The organism is Ruania halotolerans (assembly GCF_021049285.1).
GTDB lineage: Bacteria > Actinomycetota > Actinomycetes > Actinomycetales > Beutenbergiaceae > Ruania > Ruania halotolerans.
The window spans coordinates 1,146,964-1,166,178 of record NZ_CP088017.1 but is presented as its reverse complement, the minus strand read 5'-3'; the positions used below and the strand labels follow the sequence as shown (position 1 = coordinate 1,166,178).

Genomic DNA, 19,215 nt, shown 5'->3' with positions numbered 1-19,215 from the left:
CCAATGTTCGTGGGGGTGCCCAACCGGTGTTGGCCGGCACCCCCACGAACACGCACGGTTCAGCGGATCCTGACGATCAGGAGTCGCCGTCCTCCGCTGCCTCATCACCCGTGAGGGTGGTCTCCCACTCCCAGAAGTTCCAGAACATGGTGGGGCTCACCTGAATGGAGCTCACGTTCTGGAGTTCGGCGTTGTACCCGGTGATGGCGGGGTGCTGGTAGATCGTGACGCCAAAGGCGCTCTCCACCAGGATCGCCTCCACCTCACCGAGAATCTCGGCCTGACGGTCCGGATCCGTGGTGACAACCAACTCGGTGTACAACTCGTCCACCCGCGGATCGGAGAACGCACCGAAGTTGTTCCCCCCACCGGTCTCGAAGTTCGCCCGCGACTCGGCCACGGCCGTGGAGGTGGACTGCCATCCGAACATGGAGGCGTCGTAGCCACTCGGGTCGGCCAGGAGCGAGCCCCACTCGGCGCTGGAGGCATCGACGATCTCGAACAGACCGTCCGCCTCCACCGATTCGGTGATCAATGCGAGCTGGTCCTGCCTACGGGTGTTGTCCGCAGCGGTGAGCAAGCGCACCTCGATCGGGGTTTCCACTCCGGCATCATCGAGGAGCTGCGCGGCGCCCTCGCGGTCGAGTTCGAGCGGGAACATCTCGTCCATCCCGTTGACCTCGGTGATCGGGCCGTAGTTCGGAGCGCCGGGGATCGCGGTGTAGGCACTACGCACCGAGGCTTCCGGGTTCAACGGGCTGATGATGCGGTCCACGATGTCCTGCCGGGGGATCAACTTCAGGAACGCCTGGCGCACGGCCAGCGCCGTGTCCTCGTCACCGTCGTAGGTCGCCGGATCGAAGGGTCCACCGTTGGCGAACGCGAGGTCCACGTGCTCATAGGTGGCTCCGTCACCGGTGATGACCGCGAATTCGTCACCCAGGGCTTCCAGTGCCTGCAGGGTGTCCGCACTCGCCTGCGGCTGGATCAGGTCGATCTCACCGTTCTGAAGCGCCTGCACCGACGCCATCGGGTCCTCGTTGTACCGGATCGTGATGGTCTCGATGCTGGCCTGGTGGTCACCGGTGTAGTCCGGGTTGGCCTCGAGCGTCACGGACTGATCGCGGCGGAAGTCCGTCATCAGGTACGCGCCGCTGGAGAGGTAGAGCGACTCATCCTCGGGGAGGGTGTCCCCGAACTGGAACCCGGTGTTCCAGAAGTTGGAGATGGGGGCGAGAGCGGCTGCGTCCTCGTTCGCGACAGCGTCGAGGAGGGCCTGCTTGGCCTCCGTCGGGTCCTCGATATCGAGGGCGTTCTGGGCCACCACGTGCGCGGGAACGCCCACGCCGAGGTTGACTTCCCAGTCCACGAACGGCTCGGCGTAGGTGACCGTGACCTGCTTGTGGTCCTCGGAGACCGCCATGTCATCGATCAGGCCCACGTTGGGGCTGGTGAAGTTGAAGAAGACCTGGTTGTTCAGCACATCCTCGGGCACCGGTTCGCCGGCTTCTTCGTGATCCTCGGGGTAGACGGTCACGCCCTCATCGTCGCTGGCGAACTCCTCGGTGTTGAAGTTCCCGCTGAGCGCCGCCCAGTACAGGACCAGGTCCGCTGCGTCCACCGGGGTGCCGTCCGACCAAGCCGCGTCGTCATTGAACGTGTACTCGACCGTCAGCGGGTCATCGCTGGTCTTCTCGTAGCTCCCGAACGAGGTGTCCTGGACGAGATTGAGGTCCTCGTCGTAGTAGTTGAAGTCGGACTTCATCAGGTACAACACCATGGCATTCGCCGTGGCATTACCCGTGGCGCTGTCATCGTTGTACTCGTAGAACGACTGGTTCCAGCCGATGTTGAGGGCAGTGCCCTCATCGATACCAGCAGATCCCCCATCTGTCTCCGGTGTTTCGCACGCGCTCAGTACGAGCGCTCCTGCTGCCATCGTGGCAGCGACGGCGGTGATTCGCCTGATCTTCACTGTTCCTCCTTTGGATGGCGTGGAGCCGGTCCCCCCGGAACGAAGTCCGGATCGACCTCGTGGGTCGGACGACCTGAGCATCCGCCATGGACACGGGAACTGTACACACGCACCGAAGCGCTGCGGCCCCCAACTAACAATCTTGTATCCGCATCGTTACCTAACCGACATGTGCATGTCTATAGCGGCCAATCAGCCCGCACATTAGAAAGCGCCCTCACGTTCGTCCGTACCGGCGATGGCGCAATCCCTGGATTCCGCTCCACACCCTGCGCTGACGTCGCCGCAGGTCAGAGCATCCAGGCAACATGCATCTCACTATGTGGGCCGTCGTTCTGACAGGCGAGACAAATAGCACGCCAGCTCGCCTCGAATGGAGATTTCACTCCGTCGGGAATCATGCAGCGCGCCGCACTCGGGCCTTTTACCACACCCGTTAGGAAATCGCCGCAGCTGACCGACGCGCCTCCACCTGGCCTCCCGCCTGGGAGCCGACATCTCGCTCGGCGTGAGCCTCCTCAGCACAGATCTGCGTTGAGGCGATATCTTGATGTCGAGCAATCAGAACACACACCCGAGACGACGGGACTTCACTGCGCATGTCGACCATCATCTACACCCACACCGACGAGGCCCCACTTCTGGCGACGTACTCGTTCAAACCGGTCATCGAGGCGTACGCCGCCACTGCCGGAGTTGAGGTGGAGACCAGGGACATCTCCCTCTCGGGAAGGATCATCGCGGCATTCGGTGACGTGCTCCCCGCAGACCAGCGCATGGGTGACGCGCTCGCTGAGCTCGGTGAGCTCGCCAAGACACCCGAGGCAAACATCATCAAGCTGCCGAATATCAGTGCCTCGGTGCCCCAGCTCAAGGCCGCGATCGCCGAGCTGCAGGAGCAGGGCTTCGATCTGCCCCATTACCCGGACGAGCCGGCGACAGACGATGAGAAGGACGCCCGCGCCCGCTACGACAAGGTCAAGGGGAGCGCCGTGAACCCGGTGCTGCGCGAAGGCAACTCCGACCGCCGCGCCCCGATCGCCGTCAAGGAATACGCCCGGAAGAACCCGCACACCATGGGCGCGTGGTCGGCCGACTCGAAGACCAACGTGGCCACGATGGATGCCGATGACTTCCGCAGCAATGAGCAGTCCGTGGTCATCGGCTCTGATGACACCCTGCGCATCGAGCACGTGAGCGCCGACGGCAAGACGACCGTACTCAAGGAGTCCGTGCCGGTCCTCGCCGGCGAGATCGTGGACGGCACCGTCATGCGGGCCGAGGCGCTGGATACCTTCCTCGCCGCCCAGGTGCAGCGCGCCAAGGACGACGGCGTGCTGTTCTCCGTGCACCTGAAGGCCACCATGATGAAGGTCTCCGATCCGATCATCTTCGGCCGCGCGGTGCGCGCATTCCTCCCAGAGGTCTTCGCTACCTACGGAGAGCAGCTCGAGGCCGCAGGGCTGAGCCCCAATGACGGGCTCGGCGCGATCCTCGCGGGGCTCGACGCGCTCGAGCCGGACGTGGCGGACGGGGTGCGGGCCGCCGTCGAGAAGGGCTTGGCTGAGGGGCCTGCGCTGGCGATGGTGAACTCCCACAAAGGGATCACGAACTTGCACGTGCCCAGCGATGTGATCGTGGACGCCTCGATGCCTGCGATGATCCGCACCTCCGGGCACATGTGGAACGCCGACGACGCCGAACAGGACACCCTCGCGGTGATCCCGGACTCCTCATACGCCGGTGTCTACCAGGCCGTGATCGAGGACTGCCGCGCCAACGGCGCATTCGACCCGACCACGATGGGTTCGGTGCCGAACGTCGGGCTGATGGCGCAGAAGGCCGAGGAGTACGGCAGCCACGACAAGACGTTCCAGCTCGAGACTGCCGGGACCGTGCAGGTGCTCAACAGCGCCGGTGAGGTGCTCATCTCCCACGAGGTCTCCCCCGGTGACATCTGGCGCGCCTGCCAGACCAAGGACGTGCCGATCCGGGACTGGGTCAAGCTCGCCGTCACCCGCGCCCGCGCCACCGGCACCCCCGCTGTGTTCTGGCTGGACAAGACGCGTGCACATGACCGCAACCTCATCGCGAAGGTGACCGAGTACCTGGGCGAGCATGAAACAGACGGTCTGCGGATCGAGATCATGAGCCCGGTCGAGGCCACCCGCTTCTCCCTGGAGCGGATCCGGCGCGGCGAGGACACCATCTCGGTGACCGGGAACGTGCTGCGGGACTACCTGACCGATCTGTTCCCGATCCTGGAGCTGGGCACCAGCGCCAAGATGCTCTCGGTCGTGCCGCTGATCAACGGGGGTGGGCTGTTCGAGACCGGGGCCGGCGGCTCCGCTCCCAAGCACGTTCAGCAGCTGGTGGCCGAGAACCACCTGCGCTGGGACAGCCTGGGTGAGTTCCTCGCCCTCGCGGAGAGCTTCCAGCACCTGGGCACGACCACCGGAAACGCGCGTGCGCAGATCCTCGCCGACACACTCAGCAAGGCGACGGCCACCTTCCTCCTCGAGAACAAGTCGCCCAGCCGCAAGTGCGGCGAACTCGACAACCGCGGCAGCCACTTCTACCTGGCGCTCTACTGGGCCAAGGAGCTCAGCGTCCAGACTGAGGATGCCGTTCTCGCGCAGGCGTTCAGCGAGATCGCTGGGGCGTTGGCCGAGCAGGAGGACGTCATCCTTGCCGAGTTGCTCGCGGTCCAGGGCTCGCCCGCGGACATCGGCGGCTACTACCGCCCGGACGATGCGAAGGCCTCGGCCGTGATGCGCCCGTCGGTCACCTTCAACGAGGTGCTGGCAGCACTGACCGCCTGATCGCGGCGGCCTGGCGGCCCCGCACACGGCCCGCCAGGCCGATCGCCATAGACGAGAAATCCCTCGTCGATCCGGTTGCGACCAGGTCGACGAGGGATTTTCCGTCTACGGGCGGGCTATCGACTGGCGAAGGCCACCCGGTGCTCACCACCGCGTCGCTGCCCGGCGTCGACCGAAAGCACGAGCGGCGACGTCGAGACCACGGTCACCGACTCATCCGGCTCGACCACGGCGTCTGGTACGTCGATGGGGAACGTCACCGTGACCGTGCCACCAGTCTTGGTGGGCTGGGAGATGACGACCTCGACCTGCCGCTTCGCTCGAGGATTAGCGCGGCTGTGCGGGGGTGGCGTCTGCCGGTGCCCGACGGCGCATGGTCCGCTGACCGTGTATCCACCATGGGTCCCCTCGGCGAAGAAGTGCGCCATCCGGGTCCCGTCCGAGGCCTCGATCACATGTGCCGAAGAGCCGGCGAGCACGACGGCGACGTCTGGTTCGGCCGCTTCCGCTGCCGTGGTCTGGGCATCAGCCAAGGGAAGGATCTGGTAGGCGTAGGAGCTGTCACTGCCGCTGTGCTCCTGCTCGATCCGCACATAATCGCGGCTGACCTCGTCGTCCGAACCCCCGGTGTCGGAACCGTCGTTGATGGTCTTCCAGGTGCCGGTCCTGCGCTCGGAGCGCACCGCGAACGGCACAATCTCGCCGCCCTCGGGCGCCAGGGCAACCACGCCGGCATGACCGGCCACGTGCACGGACGTCGCCGGCGACGGAGCGTCGGAAAGAGTGGCACCTTCACCGTCGACGTGGATAGCCGGAATCTCCCCCACCGGGAAAGACCGGTTCTCCGCAATCGTGCGAGCACCCGTACCCGAGGTATCGGTGATCGCCGAGCCGACACAGACGATCCGGTCCTCAAGATAGAACCAGGACTTGTTCGCCCGCAGGTTGCCGGAGAAGTTCTCCAGATTCATCGCGGTCGTCCCTCGATCGCCCGCAATGGTCAGTCCACCGGCATAGGAGTTCTGCGCACGTGGGATACCTGTCCCGTCGCCGAGCCCTGAGGTGCGCTCCTCCCCCGTCACGGTGATGCCCGGAAGTGCGTACGGGTCGACCGTCGGCCAGAAGTCGGCCGAGAACTGTGCGGAGTCTTCGCGGTGGTACAGGAACATCATCCCGTCCCCCTGGTACCAGCCGAGATTGTTCTCCCGGTTACCCCACTCGTAACGGCCGATTCGCGACGAGGAAGTGTTCACAACGGCCGCCCAGCTCCCCTGGTGGTGCACGATCCGTTCCTGGTGGTACGTGTTCGTGGTCCCGGTCCTGGGCGGCGCGACGGCGATCGCCGGGTCCTCCAGCACGGCCACGCTGCGTGCCGTGGCCGCCAGGGTCTGGCTGTTCGTGGCAACGTCCTGGTCCTCAGTCCGCTCGAGCCACCCTTTCACCATGGCGCGGTAGCGGGCGGCGTCCGCGGCCGGCGCGGAATCGGCGAGCACGATGATCGCCGAGACGATGGCGAACCCGGAGTGGAAGTCCTGGCCGTGCTGACGGGAGACGGCGCGGCCGCGGGTGGTGTCCATCGTGCGCACGTCCCACTGGAAGGGCGCGAAGGTGATGTCGATCGACTCGAGCAGGTTTCCCATCTGTGGATCGGTGACCGCCCACTGGCTCCCGGCCAGGAGCGCGAGCACCTCCGCCACACCGGTGATCGCCACACCGCCGTAGGTGCCGGAATACGGCAGCCGGCCGTGCTGAACGAACGAGCCGTCGTCGTAGAAGCCGTCGCCTGAGGTGACCCGGCCGAACACGCTGTTGCGGCCGCCGTCGGCCACATCGGAGAGCGCATCCCGGCCCAGTACGACCTCGCTCTCGGTGCCGCTGAGCAGCCCACGCATGATGCACGAGAGGGCCTTGTCCACCCGGTTCGCTCCGGTCTCCTTCAGCCACGAGTAGTCCCGGCGCACGTTCGGGTCCGGGGCGTGGAAGCGCACGGCCTCAATCAGCAGCGCGGAGGCCTCCGCGGGTGCCGCGTCGCCCAGCAGGATCAGTGTGTCGGCGATCCGGCGTGGCAGTCCGATCTCCCAGAACCACCAGTTCCCTGGGCGCCACCGGTCGGCCCGGTACTGGCCAGAGAGGAACCACAGCGCTCCCTGCAGGTCGGTGAGCAGGTCGGGGTCCTGGTAGTAGGAGCTTCCGCCGGAGGCCCACGCGGTGGCCAGCGTGGTGATGCGGTTGGCGGTCACCCCCATGTTCCCGACCTCGGCGGTGTTCGACGCGGCGTTGACCGGCAGGTCGGGCCAGAGATAGGTACGTCCGGACTCGCGGTAGAACGTCGCGACCAGCTCATCGACGTCGTCGTCGATCGTCTCGCGCTTCTCCTGCAGCGCGGGGTGAGTGGCGGCCACGTCACCACCGGTGAGGAACGCCCGGCGCCGATCGATGAGGTCGGTGTACGGGTCGGCCGCGACGGCGGCGGTGGCGATCCCGGTCGTGCTCGCGGCTGCGATCGCTGCAGTAGCGCCGAGGACGAAGGTCCGGCGAGAGGGTGTGAAATTCATTTTCAGCGGCTCCGTTACCTTGATGAAAATCGTTCCCTCGCACCGTAGCGGCTTCACGTCGTTTCGGGCAAACACCGTCCGGAGCCGGGCTCACCCCATCCGCTCGGCCAGGAAGACATGCTCGCGGCCCGGCCGGTCGGGCGCGTCCCGCACGTCCCGGACGGCGAACCCGCACCGGGTGAGGGACGCTGTCACCTGCTCGCGATTACGGAACCGCAGCGTGGATTCGGCAGGGATCGTGACGCCGTCGGGAAACCGTGTGTGGCTGCGGAACGAGACGGTCTCACTACGCACATCCAGCAACTCGTGCCACGACTCGACGCGGCCGATCCCGGGCACCTCGGCCGCCGTGAACGAGTCGCGCGAGTTCCAGGACTCCCAGGCCCGGTACTCCGGTACCCGGGTCTCGAAGACGAGGTGACCACCGGGACGCAGCAGCGCTGCGATCGCGCGCAGGTTCTCCTCCCAGGCGTCATCGGTGACGAAGACCTGCGCCACGTTCGCGGTCATCGTCGCAAGGTCGGCCCGAAGGTCCGGAAGCTCGCGCCGGGCAGCAGGTGCGTCGCCGTGAATCCAATGGACCTCATCGGCGCGCGGTTTCGTGCGCGCCACGTCAAGCGACGCGCCGGCCGGGTCGACGCCCACCACCTCGTGTCCGCGCGCAGCGAGCATGGTGGCGAACGTGCCCGTGCCGCACCCGACGTCGAGCACCGAGCGTGCGCCCAACTCGCCCGCGATCGCGACATAGTGGTCCAGGTCGGAGCGGTCCGGGTCGAGCGAGTCATACACGGCAGCCAGGCGCGGATCGTCGAACACGCCGTCCGCTGCCGGCGGTTGCTCGGGCAGCACGGCGACGGACTCCAGCTCCACCAACTGATCGTCATAGCCGAGCACCGTGACCCCCATCAACGTGGAGGGCACGTCATGCTCACCGAATGCAGCATGGATGACGTCCCACACCCGCACCAGATCGGCCTGATCCGTGGAGGCCACGAGCACACGATGGGAGATGACGTCCGTGAGGTCCGCGCCCAGATCCGCCAATGTCTGGCGCAGATTCGCCACGACGGCGTGGGCCTGGGCCTCATAGTCGCCGGGAGCCACGGTGGCGCCATCGGCATCCAGCGGACACGCCCCGGCCAGGTGGACCACTCGGGCGGTGGCGGGAACAGAGGCAGCGTAGGCGTAGTCGGTCTCGGCAAGGGACGGGCTGCGGTGCAGTTGGACGGTCATACCGGTGACGTTACGGCCACCACGACGGACCCACCGAGCCAATTTTCGCACTCGTGGAGTGCGTTCTCGTCGCAAGTGCGCAATTCTGCGGCGCCTATGCACCCCACCAATGCAGATCGAGAGCCTGGAGGGCACCGCTGGACCCTGGGCCGGGCTATGGAACGCTGCGGGTATGAGTGAGCACTCCGAACCGCTGCCACGGGCGTTCCGGTGGTTCTGGGCCGGTGAGGCAGTCTCCGGATTCGGCGGGTGGATCACACTGCTGGCGTTGCAGGCACTGGTAGTGACCCATCTCCAGGCCGGAACTACAGGCACCGGCCTCCTGAGTGCGGCACGCTGGCTCCCGTACCTCCTCTTCGGGCTCCTCCTGGGCGCCCTGATCGATCGACGGGCACGCCGCCCGGTGATGATCGCCACCGATCTGGTGCGCGCCGTGCTGCTCGTGCTCATCCCACTGACCTGGTGGGCCGGCCTGCTCTCCCTCCCGGTACTACTCGCCATCGTCTTCTCCTTCGGTGCCGCGACGCTGATGAACGACAGCGCCTCGCAGTCGTTCGTTCCGCGGCTGGTGCCGCGGGCCCAGCTGCAGGGCGCGCATGCTCGGATCGACGGAACGAACGCCGTCGCCGAGACGGCGGGTCCGGCCACTGGCGGCGCGCTCCTTGGGCTCATCGGCGCGCCGTTGGCGGTGCTGATCAACGCCGGCACCTTCCTCTTCTCGGCGGCCATGGTGGCCCTGACCCGTGTGGACGAACCCGCCCGGGCCACCAACACCCACACCCACCTGCGGCGCGAGATCGGCGAGGGTCTGCGCTGGGTGTACCGCACCCGAGCGCTACGGCATCTGGCGGTGTGGACCCACGTCTGGTTCGCCGGTCAGGCGGCACTCGGTGCCGTGCTCGCGGTGTACCTGCTCACCACGATGAACCTGAGCTACCTGTGGTTCGGACTGGTGACGGCGGTCGCCGGGGTGGGGGCGCTGGGCGGAGCCATGGCGTCACTCCCTCTGGGGCGCAGGCTCGGAACTGGCCGCACAGTGATCCTGGCACACTCCCTCAGCGCAGCGGGGATGCTCACGATGCTCAGCGCGCAGTACGCCGGGCCAGCGTGGGCGGGAATCGCACTGCTCTGCGTGGGGCAGGGGTTACACGGCTTCGCGATGGGCGCGGGCAACTCCCACGAGATGGCCTACCGGCAGGCGATCACACCTGATGGTCTCCAGGCCCGCACCAACACCACCATGCGCTCGATGAACCGGGCCGTCATCGTGCTCGTGGCGCCATTGGCCGGCGCCCTCGCCGAATGGACGGACCTGAACCTGGTTCTGGGAGCGGCCGCTGTGCTCTTCGCGGTGGCCGCCATCGGCCTGTGGTTCAGCCCGTTCCGGGCGGCGAGAATCCGACCCATCGACGAGCCAGGTGACTGAACCCGTACTTCCATTCCTACTCGTCCGGCGCGAACGTGAGCCCGCGTTCAGCGAGCGCTTCGCCGAGGATGCGGACGGCTCGTGGGCCCACGCCGTGGAGTGCGCTCAGCTCGGCCTCGGTGCGGGTGGCCACCTGGCCCAGACTCGAAATTCCGGCAGCACCAAGGGCACGGGTGGCGGGCCGTCCGATCGCGGGCAGGTCGGTGACCTCCTCGCCGCTCATTGCGGCGTCGAACGCAGCGCGCAGCCGCGTGGGCGCGCGATGCCGCCAGGCCTGGGCCACCATGTTGTTCAGCACCATGCCGTTCACGTCGGCGAGCGGGAGCCGTACCCCGATCACCTCCTGGCTGCGCGTGATCGCCGCGGCGGTGGGATGCTCGGAAAGAACCCGGTCGACGGCGTCCGGCGCCATCCGTAGGTTGGCGGCCTTCTTGTCGGTGCTCAGCCAGGCGAACGTCGCACCGGCGACGGCGAAGGCCGGCATCCCACTGAGAATGATCTGCTCGGTCTCGGGAAGGTCGAGCGCACCCTTGCGCAGTTGTGCCGCAGTCGTCATTCTCCGATCGTAGGCAGGCTTAGCGCTGCCTGCGGAGCGGATCGCTCACACGGGACATCAGCAGCATGAAGCCGAGCACGCCAAGGTAATAGAACAGCATCCCTGGACCGGCAGTCTCCCCGGTGATCGACCTCGTGGCGGCCACCAGCACCAGTGTCAACGGCACCAGTCCCCCGACCGCCAGGAGCACTCCGACGGTCAGGCCGATCACCCGAGTGCGGCGACCGAGTCGCCCTCCCCACTGTGCGAGCGAGAGGACGGCAGCAACTGCTGCACAGACGCTGAGCCCGACGAAGCCGACCACGGTCGCGATATCCATCGGATCGTCGTCGGTAGGCTGCCACTTCCCTGGGATCGTGAGGATGCTGACCGACTCGAGTTCACCGGCGTGGCTCGCAGTGAAGATCCGCACGCTGACGCCTAGGACCACCAGGACCGCGGTGACCACCGCGAACACGCGCAGGACGAGGATCCGCGGCACGGCCACCAGCGCGTCGTCACTGTGTCGGCTCATCACACCTTCTCAAATATCGAAACGTCCCAGAAACGGTCGGATCAGTGGTCATGCAGGGCAGCCCACGCGAACAGGCTATCGAGCCGGCGAACGTCCGCTCCCTTGGCGAGTTTGACCTTGATGTGTCCAGCCCGGGTCCACAGCTCGATCTCGGAGCTGACATCGAACCTTCCCGCATTCTCCGAGGACCACATCGAGATCGACGAGTACGGCAACGAGTACACCTCAACCTTCTTTCCAGTGATGCCCTGCGCATCACGGACAATGAGCCGCTTGGTCGTGAACGTGGCCGAATCGCGGAAGGTCTTGAAGGACGCAACTGCCTGCTCGCCGGGAACCAGCAACTGCGCAACGTCGTCAGGAGTCTGGATCTCGTTCTGCAGCGTCCACGTGAGGATCGGAGAAGTTTCCATGACGGGAGTGTCCCAGTCGGAACCGACAGCCGTCACCGCTTTGGTCTCATGACGGGGCCGAGACCCCGCGCGCGGCCAGCCAGGCGAGGAACACCTCGGCGTCGATGACGGCTTTGCCCAACTCCCGGGCCTTGCGCGCCTTACCGGACTGGGTGCCAGCCTCCGCCGTGACGAGAACGTCGGTCCGTGTCTTCGTCACTGAGGGCACCGGGCGTAAGCCGCCACGGATTGCGAGTGCCTCCATCTCGTCCCGGCCCAGTGGGCGCCCCGACGGCGTGAGCACCTCACCGGTAAAGCACACGCGGGCTCCCTCGGCGAGGGCGTCCGCCGGATCGGGCCGGGCGATGGACTGAGCCTCAAGCTCGTCGGCGAGCCGCGTGCCGAGTACCGCATCGACGGCCCGGACCCGTCGCACCAGGTCATCGGTCACCGGTACCCGTGCGACGGCGCGCGCCACTTGCGCGGCCACGGTCGCCGCCACCGGGCCGAGGACACCGGAGTCCCTGTCGCCGGGCGGTTCCGGCTCCCGCCCGAGCAGCGCTGCGCCGATCGGCACACTCGCACGCAGCAGTTCCGTGAGCGCAGGAAGATGCGGGACCTCCGGTGGTGGAACGTCATCCTGACTGAGCAGGTAGGCGTACGCGCTCTGGTCCATCGTCGGCTCGCCGAAGGCATCCATACCGCCCGGCGTCATCCGCATCGCCCGTAACGAGCGCAGCGCCTGGCGGGCATGGCTCAGCGCGCTCACCGCTGCCCCTGCCTCGAGCACTGATGCCGGCACAGTGATGCCGAGCGGAAGAACGCACGCCGTCCCCAGCCGCTTGAGCTCGAAGTCGATGAGCGCCATGGTCTCGTCGACCCGGGCGCCGACCGGAGTGCATCCCTCGAGAAGCGGGGCGAGGATCGCCCACGCCTCCGCGAGCGTCGGAGCCAAGGCGACGTCCGCCGTCGTGATGCCGTACTGCGAACGAGCACCCGCCAGATCGCGCTGCGGATTCACCAACGTGCTCACCGCCGTGCCGTCCTCGAAGGCCACGGCGATCTCCACCGGACGCGGGCGCGACATCCGCCCCTCGTCCCCCACGGTGAGGATCCCGATCCCGCAGAAGCGGGCGTGGGTGCTGTCGGCGCTCGCCGTGCGGAGGAATCGGGTGATCCGTCGATCGGTGCGCAGATCCTTGGCGAGCACCGGGCGGTGCAACACCAGGCCGTCCAACGAGGTGCACCGGCTCAGCGCCACGTAGACCTGACCGTGGGAGAACACGCCACCGGTCAGATCGACCACCATCCGGTCCAGGGTCTGGCCCTGGCTCTTGTGGATGGTGATCGCCCATGCAAGTCGGAACGGCAGCTGGGTGAAGGTGCCGACCAGCTCGTGGTGCATGGCACCGTGCTCGATCACCGGGCGGGTGGAATCCCACGTGTGGTCGCGTACGCGCGCCGACTCGCCATCGTTGAAGGTCACCGTGACGGCGTACCCGTCGGATTCGGCCTCGATGGCGTCGATCCGCCCGAGCGTGCCGTTCACCCAGCGATCACTGGGATCGTTCGTGAGCATCATCACCTGGGCGCCGACCTTGAATCGCAGCACCTCGTCCGCGGGCGGATCCAACAGTGAGAGGTCCCCATACCGGGCGGCGTGGCTGACATGTTCGGGCGTCTCGAGGCGTTCGAGTCGCTGCCGGTTACGCGCGGCAACGAGCCGATTGGTCGGGGCCAGCGTCAACCAGAACTCGTCCTCGGGCGGCTCGAACGCGGCGTCCGTGCGGGCGTTGAGCGCGTCCATCGCGTGCCCCACCAGGACGCCCTCGCGGATGGCGTTGAGCGTCCCGGTGAGTTCGTCGTCGCCGAGTTGGCGGAACACGGTGGTCAGGGCCACGGTCGGGAACCGGTCAGCGTCGAACGAATCGGCAGAGAAGAAATAGGGGGTCTCGTACCGGGTGGCGAAGTAGTCCGCTTCGTCGGCCGTGACTACCGGCGGGAGCTGGTACAGGTCCCCGACGAGCACCAGCTGGACACCGCCGAATGGTTCACCCGGCCGCGGGCCGAACCGGGTCAGCGCCGCGGCGAGCATGTCGAAGGTGTCGGCGCGGATCATCGAGGCCTCGTCCACCACGAGGGTGTCAACGCGGGCCAGAGTGCTCGCGAACCGGCCCGGCCGGTAGGCGCCGCCGCGCACATCGGCAAGGCTGGTGGTCGGCGTGAATCCGAACAACCGGTGGATCGTGTAGCCCTGCACGTTGAGCGCGGCGATCCCGGTGGGCGCCGCCACCACCGCGCGACGATCAGTGGTGCGCAGGAAGTGCCGGATCAGAGTGGACTTACCGGTGCCGGCCTTCCCGGTGAGAAACAGGCTCTCGCCTCGCTCGAGCAACCCGAGAGCGTGAGTGAACTCCTCGGTGAGGACAAGATCGGCCGGCACGGTGCTCACCGTACCCACCACACACGCTTAGGCAGCGATGCGGCGAGCCATGAGGACCGAGTCGTCGATCTCGAAGGTGCGCCCCTCGCGCACCACGGTGCGGGGCCGTTGCTCGGCCACGAGCACCTCGAACCCGTCCGGCACCCCGGCCACCAGGTCCGCCGCGAGGAACATCGCCTGCTGATGGGCCTTGGACGCCGCCGGGTGCCCTTCAGAGGGAGCGTGCCCCACGATCAGCAGCTGCCCGCCCGGAGCCACGGCCTCGGCGAGGCGTCCCATGACGGCGACCATTCCGCCGTCGGGTGGGTGCAGATAGTGCGTGGTCACCAGGTCGTACTGGCGCCCCTCGGCCTGGAAGGCGCGTGCGTCCACTTGCCAGAAGTCGACCCGTTCGGCGACGCCCGCCGCATCAGCGTGGTGGGCGGCGCGGGCGAGGCCGTTGGCGGAGAAGTCGGCACCGGTCACCTGCCAGCCCTGCTGCGCCAACCAGATCACGTCACCGCCCTCGCCGCAGCCGACATCCAGGGCAGTTCCCGGGGTGAGCCCGGAGACTTCCGCGACCAGCTGAGTGTTCGGGTTGCCACTCCAATGGGAGCCGTTGCCGGCGTAGCGCTCCTCCCAAGCGGGCGGTTCGAAGTAGGTCGCTGCGTCCTCCGCGCTGGGCGAGGACTGGTGATCGTCATGCTGGTGCGAGGTCGTGGTCATGGCCACATCCTGCAATGCCCGCCAGCAGCGAGCAACAGCGATTGCCGTTTCAGCAAACGTCGGTTCAGCGGACGCGGCCGAGCCAGCGCGGCACCCGTGCGCAGTACGCCCCATACTCGGCGCCGAACAGCCTGCGCAGGGCCTCTTCCTCACCCCGAATCTGCCAGCGGTCGACGGTGAGCACGAAGAGCCCGAGGGGCCCGACGGCTGCCCATGAGCCACGCTGCACAGCGTGCGCGGCCAGCAGGCCCGCCATCCCGAGATACATCGGGTTGCGAGTCAGCGCGTTCGGGCCAGAGGTGATCAGGGAGGTGGCATGCTCCGGAGCGAGCGGACTCACCGTGGTGCGTTGCGAGATGAAGGTGAGGGCCGCCGTCACGGGCAGTGCGGCCGAGCCCGCGGCCAGGGCGAGAGAGGCGACTTGACGCCACCGGCCGGGACGCGGTGCATTCCGGCTGAGCGCCCGCTGGGCGAGGCCAGCGGCCAGGAGGACGACCGGTGGCGGGACGTGCACCTCACGCAGGTTCATCGCGAGCGCCGTAATGTCATAGCGACATCCACAACGTCCCCTTCGGCCACCTGCTCGGCGCGCTGGACGGCCACCTTCACCGGAAGCAGATACCGGCCGTCCTTGGGGAAAAGGGCAGTGGTGAATGTGGTGCGCCCGATCGTCGCCTCCACCGGCACCTGCCCCCAGTAGATGAGATCGCGAGCCGCTTCCTTGATCGCATCACTAAGTTCTTCGGCGATGTCAACGAAGACGAACGGCGCCGGACCGCGCCACTCGATGACCTCGCCGTCGAACTCCCACTCCATACCGGTGAGTCTAGGCGGCCCCGCCGCTTCCTCGAGCGAGACGGCGACGCCTCCGGTACACCGTTGCGTTCAGTACATCGTTGTGTTCAGTGCGCAGGTACAGAGATGCAGACGAGCGTGGTCTCCTCGAGCGCCTCGACCTCACCTGGTGTGTTCTTCGGAACATGGAGATAGTCTCCGGCCCCAGCGGTGATGTCCGTGCACGCCGTGTGGATCCGGAGCCAGCCCTGCACGACCACCCACACTTCCTCGTACGGCGCCGGGAGATCGGCTCTCTCGCCACGCCCGAAGCGCGCTGAGTACGCACTGAACAACCTCCCCTCGGACGTGTCCACGGCTGGCCTGATGAAGAGCTGGCGATCGCCAAACTGCAGGCTTGAGCCGTCCGTTCCATCGATGCCGTGCGTGCCGAACGCGCGCACTGTGGGCGCGGAATCGTCCACGATGTCACCTCCTGTCTCGGTGGGTTGTCAGTTGCTCGGATCCCCCGGCGGTGGCCTCATCGGTACCGGCGGTCGGCGTCTCGCCCTCGTCACCATCGATCCTCGCGGTGCGCAGCCCCACGAAGGCGAGAGTGGCCGCGACCGCGAACCCGAGCACTGCGACGAAGTAGGTGTCACGAGTGGCCACCGTGAAGGACTCGGTGATCGCGCGAACAAGTAGCGCGGCCGCGTCTGGCGGCAGGTGGGCGGCTCCTGCGAGCGCTCCGCCGACACTTTCCACGCTCTGGTGCGCTGTCGCCTTGTCGAGACCCGCGGGCAGCCGCACGCTCATCGCGCCGGAGTAGCTGACGTAGGCCACGGACCCGCCCAGAGCAAGCCCGGCCGTGTTGCCCAGACTGCCGCTGACCTCCTGCATCCCCTGGGCGGAACCGGTCTGCGCGGGGGGCGCATTGGCCAGCACGACGGTGGTTCCGATCGCGAATACCGGTGCCATGCCAATCGCCACGAGGCACGCAGCACCGATCAAGAACACGATCGAGGCCTCAGGTCCGGCGCTGACAGCGACCACCATGAGCGCGGCTCCAACGACGGCCACTCCTGCTCCTGCGCCGATCGCGAATCCGGGGCGGAGCCAGCGCAACAGGATCGGTGAGGCTGCAGTGGCCCCCATCGAGAACAAGGCCGGTACCACGAGCAGCATTCCGGCACCCAGCGGACCGTGTCCCATCACCACCTGCAGGTGCTGCGCGAACTGCATATCGGCCCCGGCGCCCGCCGTGATGACGAGCCAGATGCTGATCAGAGCGAGCGTGAGCGGCACCGACCGGAACAGGGACAGGTCCAGCATCGGCACGTCGAGCGTTCTCTGGCGCCGGATGAACGCGGCCATCAGCGAGACGCCGGCCACGACGGCGAGTGCATGCCATGGACTCCAACCACCGGCGGCAAGTTCCTGCCCTCCGTAGACCAGTCCGGCGATTCCGAGGGCCGAGAGTGCGATGCTCAGCCCATCGATACGACCACTGCCGTTGCCATCGACTTTCGGCAACAGCCACCACAGACCCACGACGCCGATCGCGATCGGAACATTGAACAAGAAGATGGCGCCCCACCAGAAGTGCTCGAGCACCAACCCGCCAAGCGGAGGTCCAAGCGCCATCCCACCGGAGAACGCGGCCATGAACAGGGCAATCGCCACCGAGAACTGGCGATTGAGCGGGAACAGCGAGCGCAGCAGGGCCGCACCGGCAGGGGCGATGGTCACCGCGGAGGCGCCCAGCAGCATGCGGGCCAGGATCAGCACCTCGATCGTCGGTGCAAGCGCAGCCAGGGACGACGCCAGCGCATAACCCACCAACCCGAGCATCAGCAATCGTCGCGGCCCGAACTGATCCACGAGACGACCGGCCGTCAGCACCAGGCTCGCCCCGGCGATGTCGCCGATGTGCAGTACCCAGAGCTGTTGCGTACCAGAGGGCAGCAGATCTGCGGCGATCGTGGGTATCGCCAGGAAAAGGACGGACATGTCCACTGCTGTCATGAATATGGGCACCGAGAGCACACCGAGCCCCACCCATGCGGCGGCGCCGGCCTTCGTGGCCTGACGACCTGCTGACGCGGTGGCATGGATCTGCATGTTTGCCTCCATTCGATGTTTTCGCTACGCTACGTACCGTATCGATTTTATCGAAGAAGGTCCTGAGATGAACACACGTGCATCGACCCGAGGTCGGCCCCGTGATGAGCACATTGATGCGGCGGTATTGCACGCCACCGCTCGGACGTTGGATGACGGCGGCTATCGAGAGGTCGCCATCGAGGACGTCGCCCGCCGGGCCGGGGTGAGCAAATCGGCTGTCTACCGCCGCTGGCCGAATCGCCGTCGGCTCGTGTTGGCGGTCCTGGCGGACCGTCTGGGCCGCATCGAGGCGCCATCGACGGGCTGCACCATGTGCGACCTGCATGAGTGCCTCGTGCTGATCACCCGGGCCATCTGCCTCCTCGGCGCCGGAACGCTCGCCCAGCTCACCGCCGAGAGCGCCGGCGAGGCGACCCTGCACGAGGAACTCCTCGAGGTCGTCATCGAACCACCGCGGCGAGCAGTCCACCGTACGCTGTTCGCAGCCCGGCAACGGGGCGATCTCAGGGAGGACGTCGACCTGCCGCTGACGGTCGACGTCCTCGCCTCGCTGACGTTCTATCGTCAACTGTTCGGCCGCGCCCCGATGACGACCGTGGAGATCGAGACCGTCGTCTCCACGATGCTCCGAGGGATCGCCTCGGACTACGACGATCTGGTGCGCGAGTACGCCGCACACGAATCACATGACCGTGCTCAGTGACTCTCAGCCAGGCATATGGAGAAGTGATCAGGGCACATCGGTGCCGGTCTCGCGGACACCCAACTGCCACACTGCCTCGGCTGCGTCGTTGTCCAGAGCAAGATCGGAGGGACGCTGACGCTCCGGGCGGCCACGCAGTTGCCGGAACCCGTCCGGTCCGATGAAGCTGAGCACGGGCAGGTCGGCGGTCGCCGCCGTCAGCACCGGGAGTGCGCCGGTCGCGGCCGGTTGTGCGAAGACCGAGCACACCGCGCTGACCGCGCGGTCCAGGACGCGCACCCCCGTGACGTTCTGAATGTTCGTGAAGGCCCAGCCCGGGTGGGCCAGCTGAACGTCCACATCGGGCCCGCCCGAGCCGAGGCGGCGTTGCAGCGCACGTGCCCAGAGCATGTCGCACAGTTTCGACTGCGCGTACGCGGCGGCAGTGGTCCACCGGCGGTACCGGAAGTGCGGGTCGGCGGCGTCGACGTGTCCGCTTCGATGCGCATTCGAGGCGACCACCACGATGCGCCCGCGCACCCGGCTAGCGAGCAGGTTGGTCAGGGCGAACGGACCGAGGAAATTGGTGCCGAGCATCAATTCGGACCCCTCGGCACTCTCCCGACGGCGGGGCGTGATGACGCCAGCATTGTTCACGAGCACGTCGATCGGCTCCTCGAGTGTTGCGCAGAACGCGCGAACAGAGGAGAGATCGGCCAGGTCGAGAGAGCCCCCGACGGCGTCTGCGCGCGCCTGGTGCAGTTCGTTGAGGAGCCGCTGGCCGCGGTCTGCGTCACGAGCCGGTGCGATCACCCGGGCTCCGGCCCGCGCTGCGGCTCGTGCGACCTCACGACCGACGCCACTGGTAGCACCAGTGATCAGCCATGTCCGACCTGCCTGATCGCCGACATCGGGACGCTCGGTCGCGGCGGGAGTGGGCACAGTCCGACTGTAGCCACGGTGACCATCATCGCGGTGGCGACTTACGCCGTCGTGCTTGCTGTGGACGCATCG

16 protein-coding genes are annotated in these 19,215 nt (G+C 67.1%); 3 read left to right on the top strand and 13 right to left on the bottom strand.

Features of this window, described 5'->3' with window-relative positions:
- Window positions 1-76 precede the first annotated feature (76 nt).
- Window positions 77-1,975 carry an ABC transporter family substrate-binding protein gene (locus LQF10_RS05125; RefSeq protein WP_231066410.1) on the bottom strand — a complete coding sequence of 633 codons (1,899 nt, stop codon included), beginning with the start codon at window positions 1,973-1,975 and terminating at the stop codon, window positions 77-79.
- A 599-nt stretch (window positions 1,976-2,574) separates the two neighbouring features.
- Between LQF10_RS05125 and LQF10_RS05120 the strand changes: the two genes are divergently transcribed.
- Window positions 2,575-4,797, top strand: a complete 2,223-nt coding sequence (locus tag LQF10_RS05120) for an NADP-dependent isocitrate dehydrogenase (RefSeq protein ID WP_231066409.1) — start codon at window positions 2,575-2,577, stop codon at window positions 4,795-4,797.
- A 116-nt stretch (window positions 4,798-4,913) separates the two neighbouring features.
- On the opposite strand, the gene LQF10_RS05115 is transcribed toward LQF10_RS05120, so the two are convergent.
- Window positions 4,914-7,352, bottom strand: coding sequence for a polysaccharide lyase 8 family protein (locus LQF10_RS05115; protein ID WP_231066408.1), 2,439 nt, complete (start codon window positions 7,350-7,352; stop codon window positions 4,914-4,916).
- A gap of 90 nt (window positions 7,353-7,442) precedes the next feature.
- Window positions 7,443-8,585, bottom strand: coding sequence for a methyltransferase domain-containing protein (locus LQF10_RS19460; RefSeq protein WP_354002625.1), 1,143 nt, complete (start codon window positions 8,583-8,585; stop codon window positions 7,443-7,445).
- Between the two features lie 172 nt (window positions 8,586-8,757).
- Here LQF10_RS19460 and LQF10_RS05100 point away from each other — a divergent pair, with 172 nt between their 5' ends.
- The gene (locus tag LQF10_RS05100) at window positions 8,758-10,011 is read left to right on the top strand and encodes an MFS transporter (protein ID WP_231066407.1); all 1,254 of its coding nucleotides are present in this window, start codon (window positions 8,758-8,760) and stop codon (window positions 10,009-10,011) included.
- 16 nt (window positions 10,012-10,027) lie between these two features.
- Here LQF10_RS05100 and LQF10_RS05095 read toward each other — a convergent pair whose 3' ends face one another.
- The 9 genes from LQF10_RS05095 to LQF10_RS05055 form a co-directional block, all read right to left on the bottom strand.
- Window positions 10,028-10,567, bottom strand: a complete 540-nt coding sequence (locus LQF10_RS05095; RefSeq protein WP_231066406.1) for an MmcQ/YjbR family DNA-binding protein — start codon at window positions 10,565-10,567, stop codon at window positions 10,028-10,030.
- A 19-nt stretch (window positions 10,568-10,586) separates the two neighbouring features.
- The gene (locus LQF10_RS05090; protein ID WP_231066405.1) at window positions 10,587-11,081 is read right to left on the bottom strand and encodes a hypothetical protein; all 495 of its coding nucleotides are present in this window, start codon (window positions 11,079-11,081) and stop codon (window positions 10,587-10,589) included.
- A gap of 41 nt (window positions 11,082-11,122) precedes the next feature.
- Window positions 11,123-11,494 carry a PH domain-containing protein gene (locus LQF10_RS05085; protein WP_231066404.1) on the bottom strand — a complete coding sequence of 124 codons (372 nt, stop codon included), beginning with the start codon at window positions 11,492-11,494 and terminating at the stop codon, window positions 11,123-11,125.
- A gap of 46 nt (window positions 11,495-11,540) precedes the next feature.
- The gene (locus LQF10_RS05080; protein WP_231066403.1) at window positions 11,541-13,925 is read right to left on the bottom strand and encodes an AAA family ATPase; all 2,385 of its coding nucleotides are present in this window, start codon (window positions 13,923-13,925) and stop codon (window positions 11,541-11,543) included.
- 18 nt (window positions 13,926-13,943) lie between these two features.
- Window positions 13,944-14,621 carry a class I SAM-dependent methyltransferase gene (locus LQF10_RS05075; RefSeq protein WP_231066402.1) on the bottom strand — a complete coding sequence of 226 codons (678 nt, stop codon included), beginning with the start codon at window positions 14,619-14,621 and terminating at the stop codon, window positions 13,944-13,946.
- A 64-nt stretch (window positions 14,622-14,685) separates the two neighbouring features.
- On the bottom strand, window positions 14,686-15,150 hold the full coding sequence (locus tag LQF10_RS05070; protein WP_231066401.1) for a methyltransferase family protein: 465 nt from the start codon (window positions 15,148-15,150) through the stop codon (window positions 14,686-14,688).
- Window positions 15,147-15,437, bottom strand: a complete 291-nt coding sequence (locus LQF10_RS05065) for a DUF1905 domain-containing protein (RefSeq protein WP_231066400.1) — start codon at window positions 15,435-15,437, stop codon at window positions 15,147-15,149. The genes LQF10_RS05070 and LQF10_RS05065 overlap by 4 nt, the downstream gene beginning before the upstream one ends.
- 86 nt (window positions 15,438-15,523) lie before the next feature.
- Window positions 15,524-15,880 (bottom strand): cupin, encoded by a 357-nt coding sequence (locus LQF10_RS05060; RefSeq protein ID WP_231066399.1) that lies wholly within the window; start codon window positions 15,878-15,880, stop codon window positions 15,524-15,526.
- A gap of 4 nt (window positions 15,881-15,884) precedes the next feature.
- The gene (locus LQF10_RS05055) at window positions 15,885-17,516 is read right to left on the bottom strand and encodes an MFS transporter (RefSeq protein ID WP_231066398.1); all 1,632 of its coding nucleotides are present in this window, start codon (window positions 17,514-17,516) and stop codon (window positions 15,885-15,887) included.
- Window positions 17,517-17,583: 67 nt separating this feature from the next.
- Between LQF10_RS05055 and LQF10_RS05050 the strand changes: the two genes are divergently transcribed.
- The gene (locus tag LQF10_RS05050) at window positions 17,584-18,222 is read left to right on the top strand and encodes a TetR/AcrR family transcriptional regulator (protein ID WP_231066397.1); all 639 of its coding nucleotides are present in this window, start codon (window positions 17,584-17,586) and stop codon (window positions 18,220-18,222) included.
- 27 nt (window positions 18,223-18,249) lie between these two features.
- Here LQF10_RS05050 and LQF10_RS05045 read toward each other — a convergent pair whose 3' ends face one another.
- On the bottom strand, window positions 18,250-19,143 hold the full coding sequence (locus LQF10_RS05045; RefSeq protein WP_231066396.1) for an SDR family NAD(P)-dependent oxidoreductase: 894 nt from the start codon (window positions 19,141-19,143) through the stop codon (window positions 18,250-18,252).
- Between the last annotated feature and the right edge of the window lie 72 nt (window positions 19,144-19,215).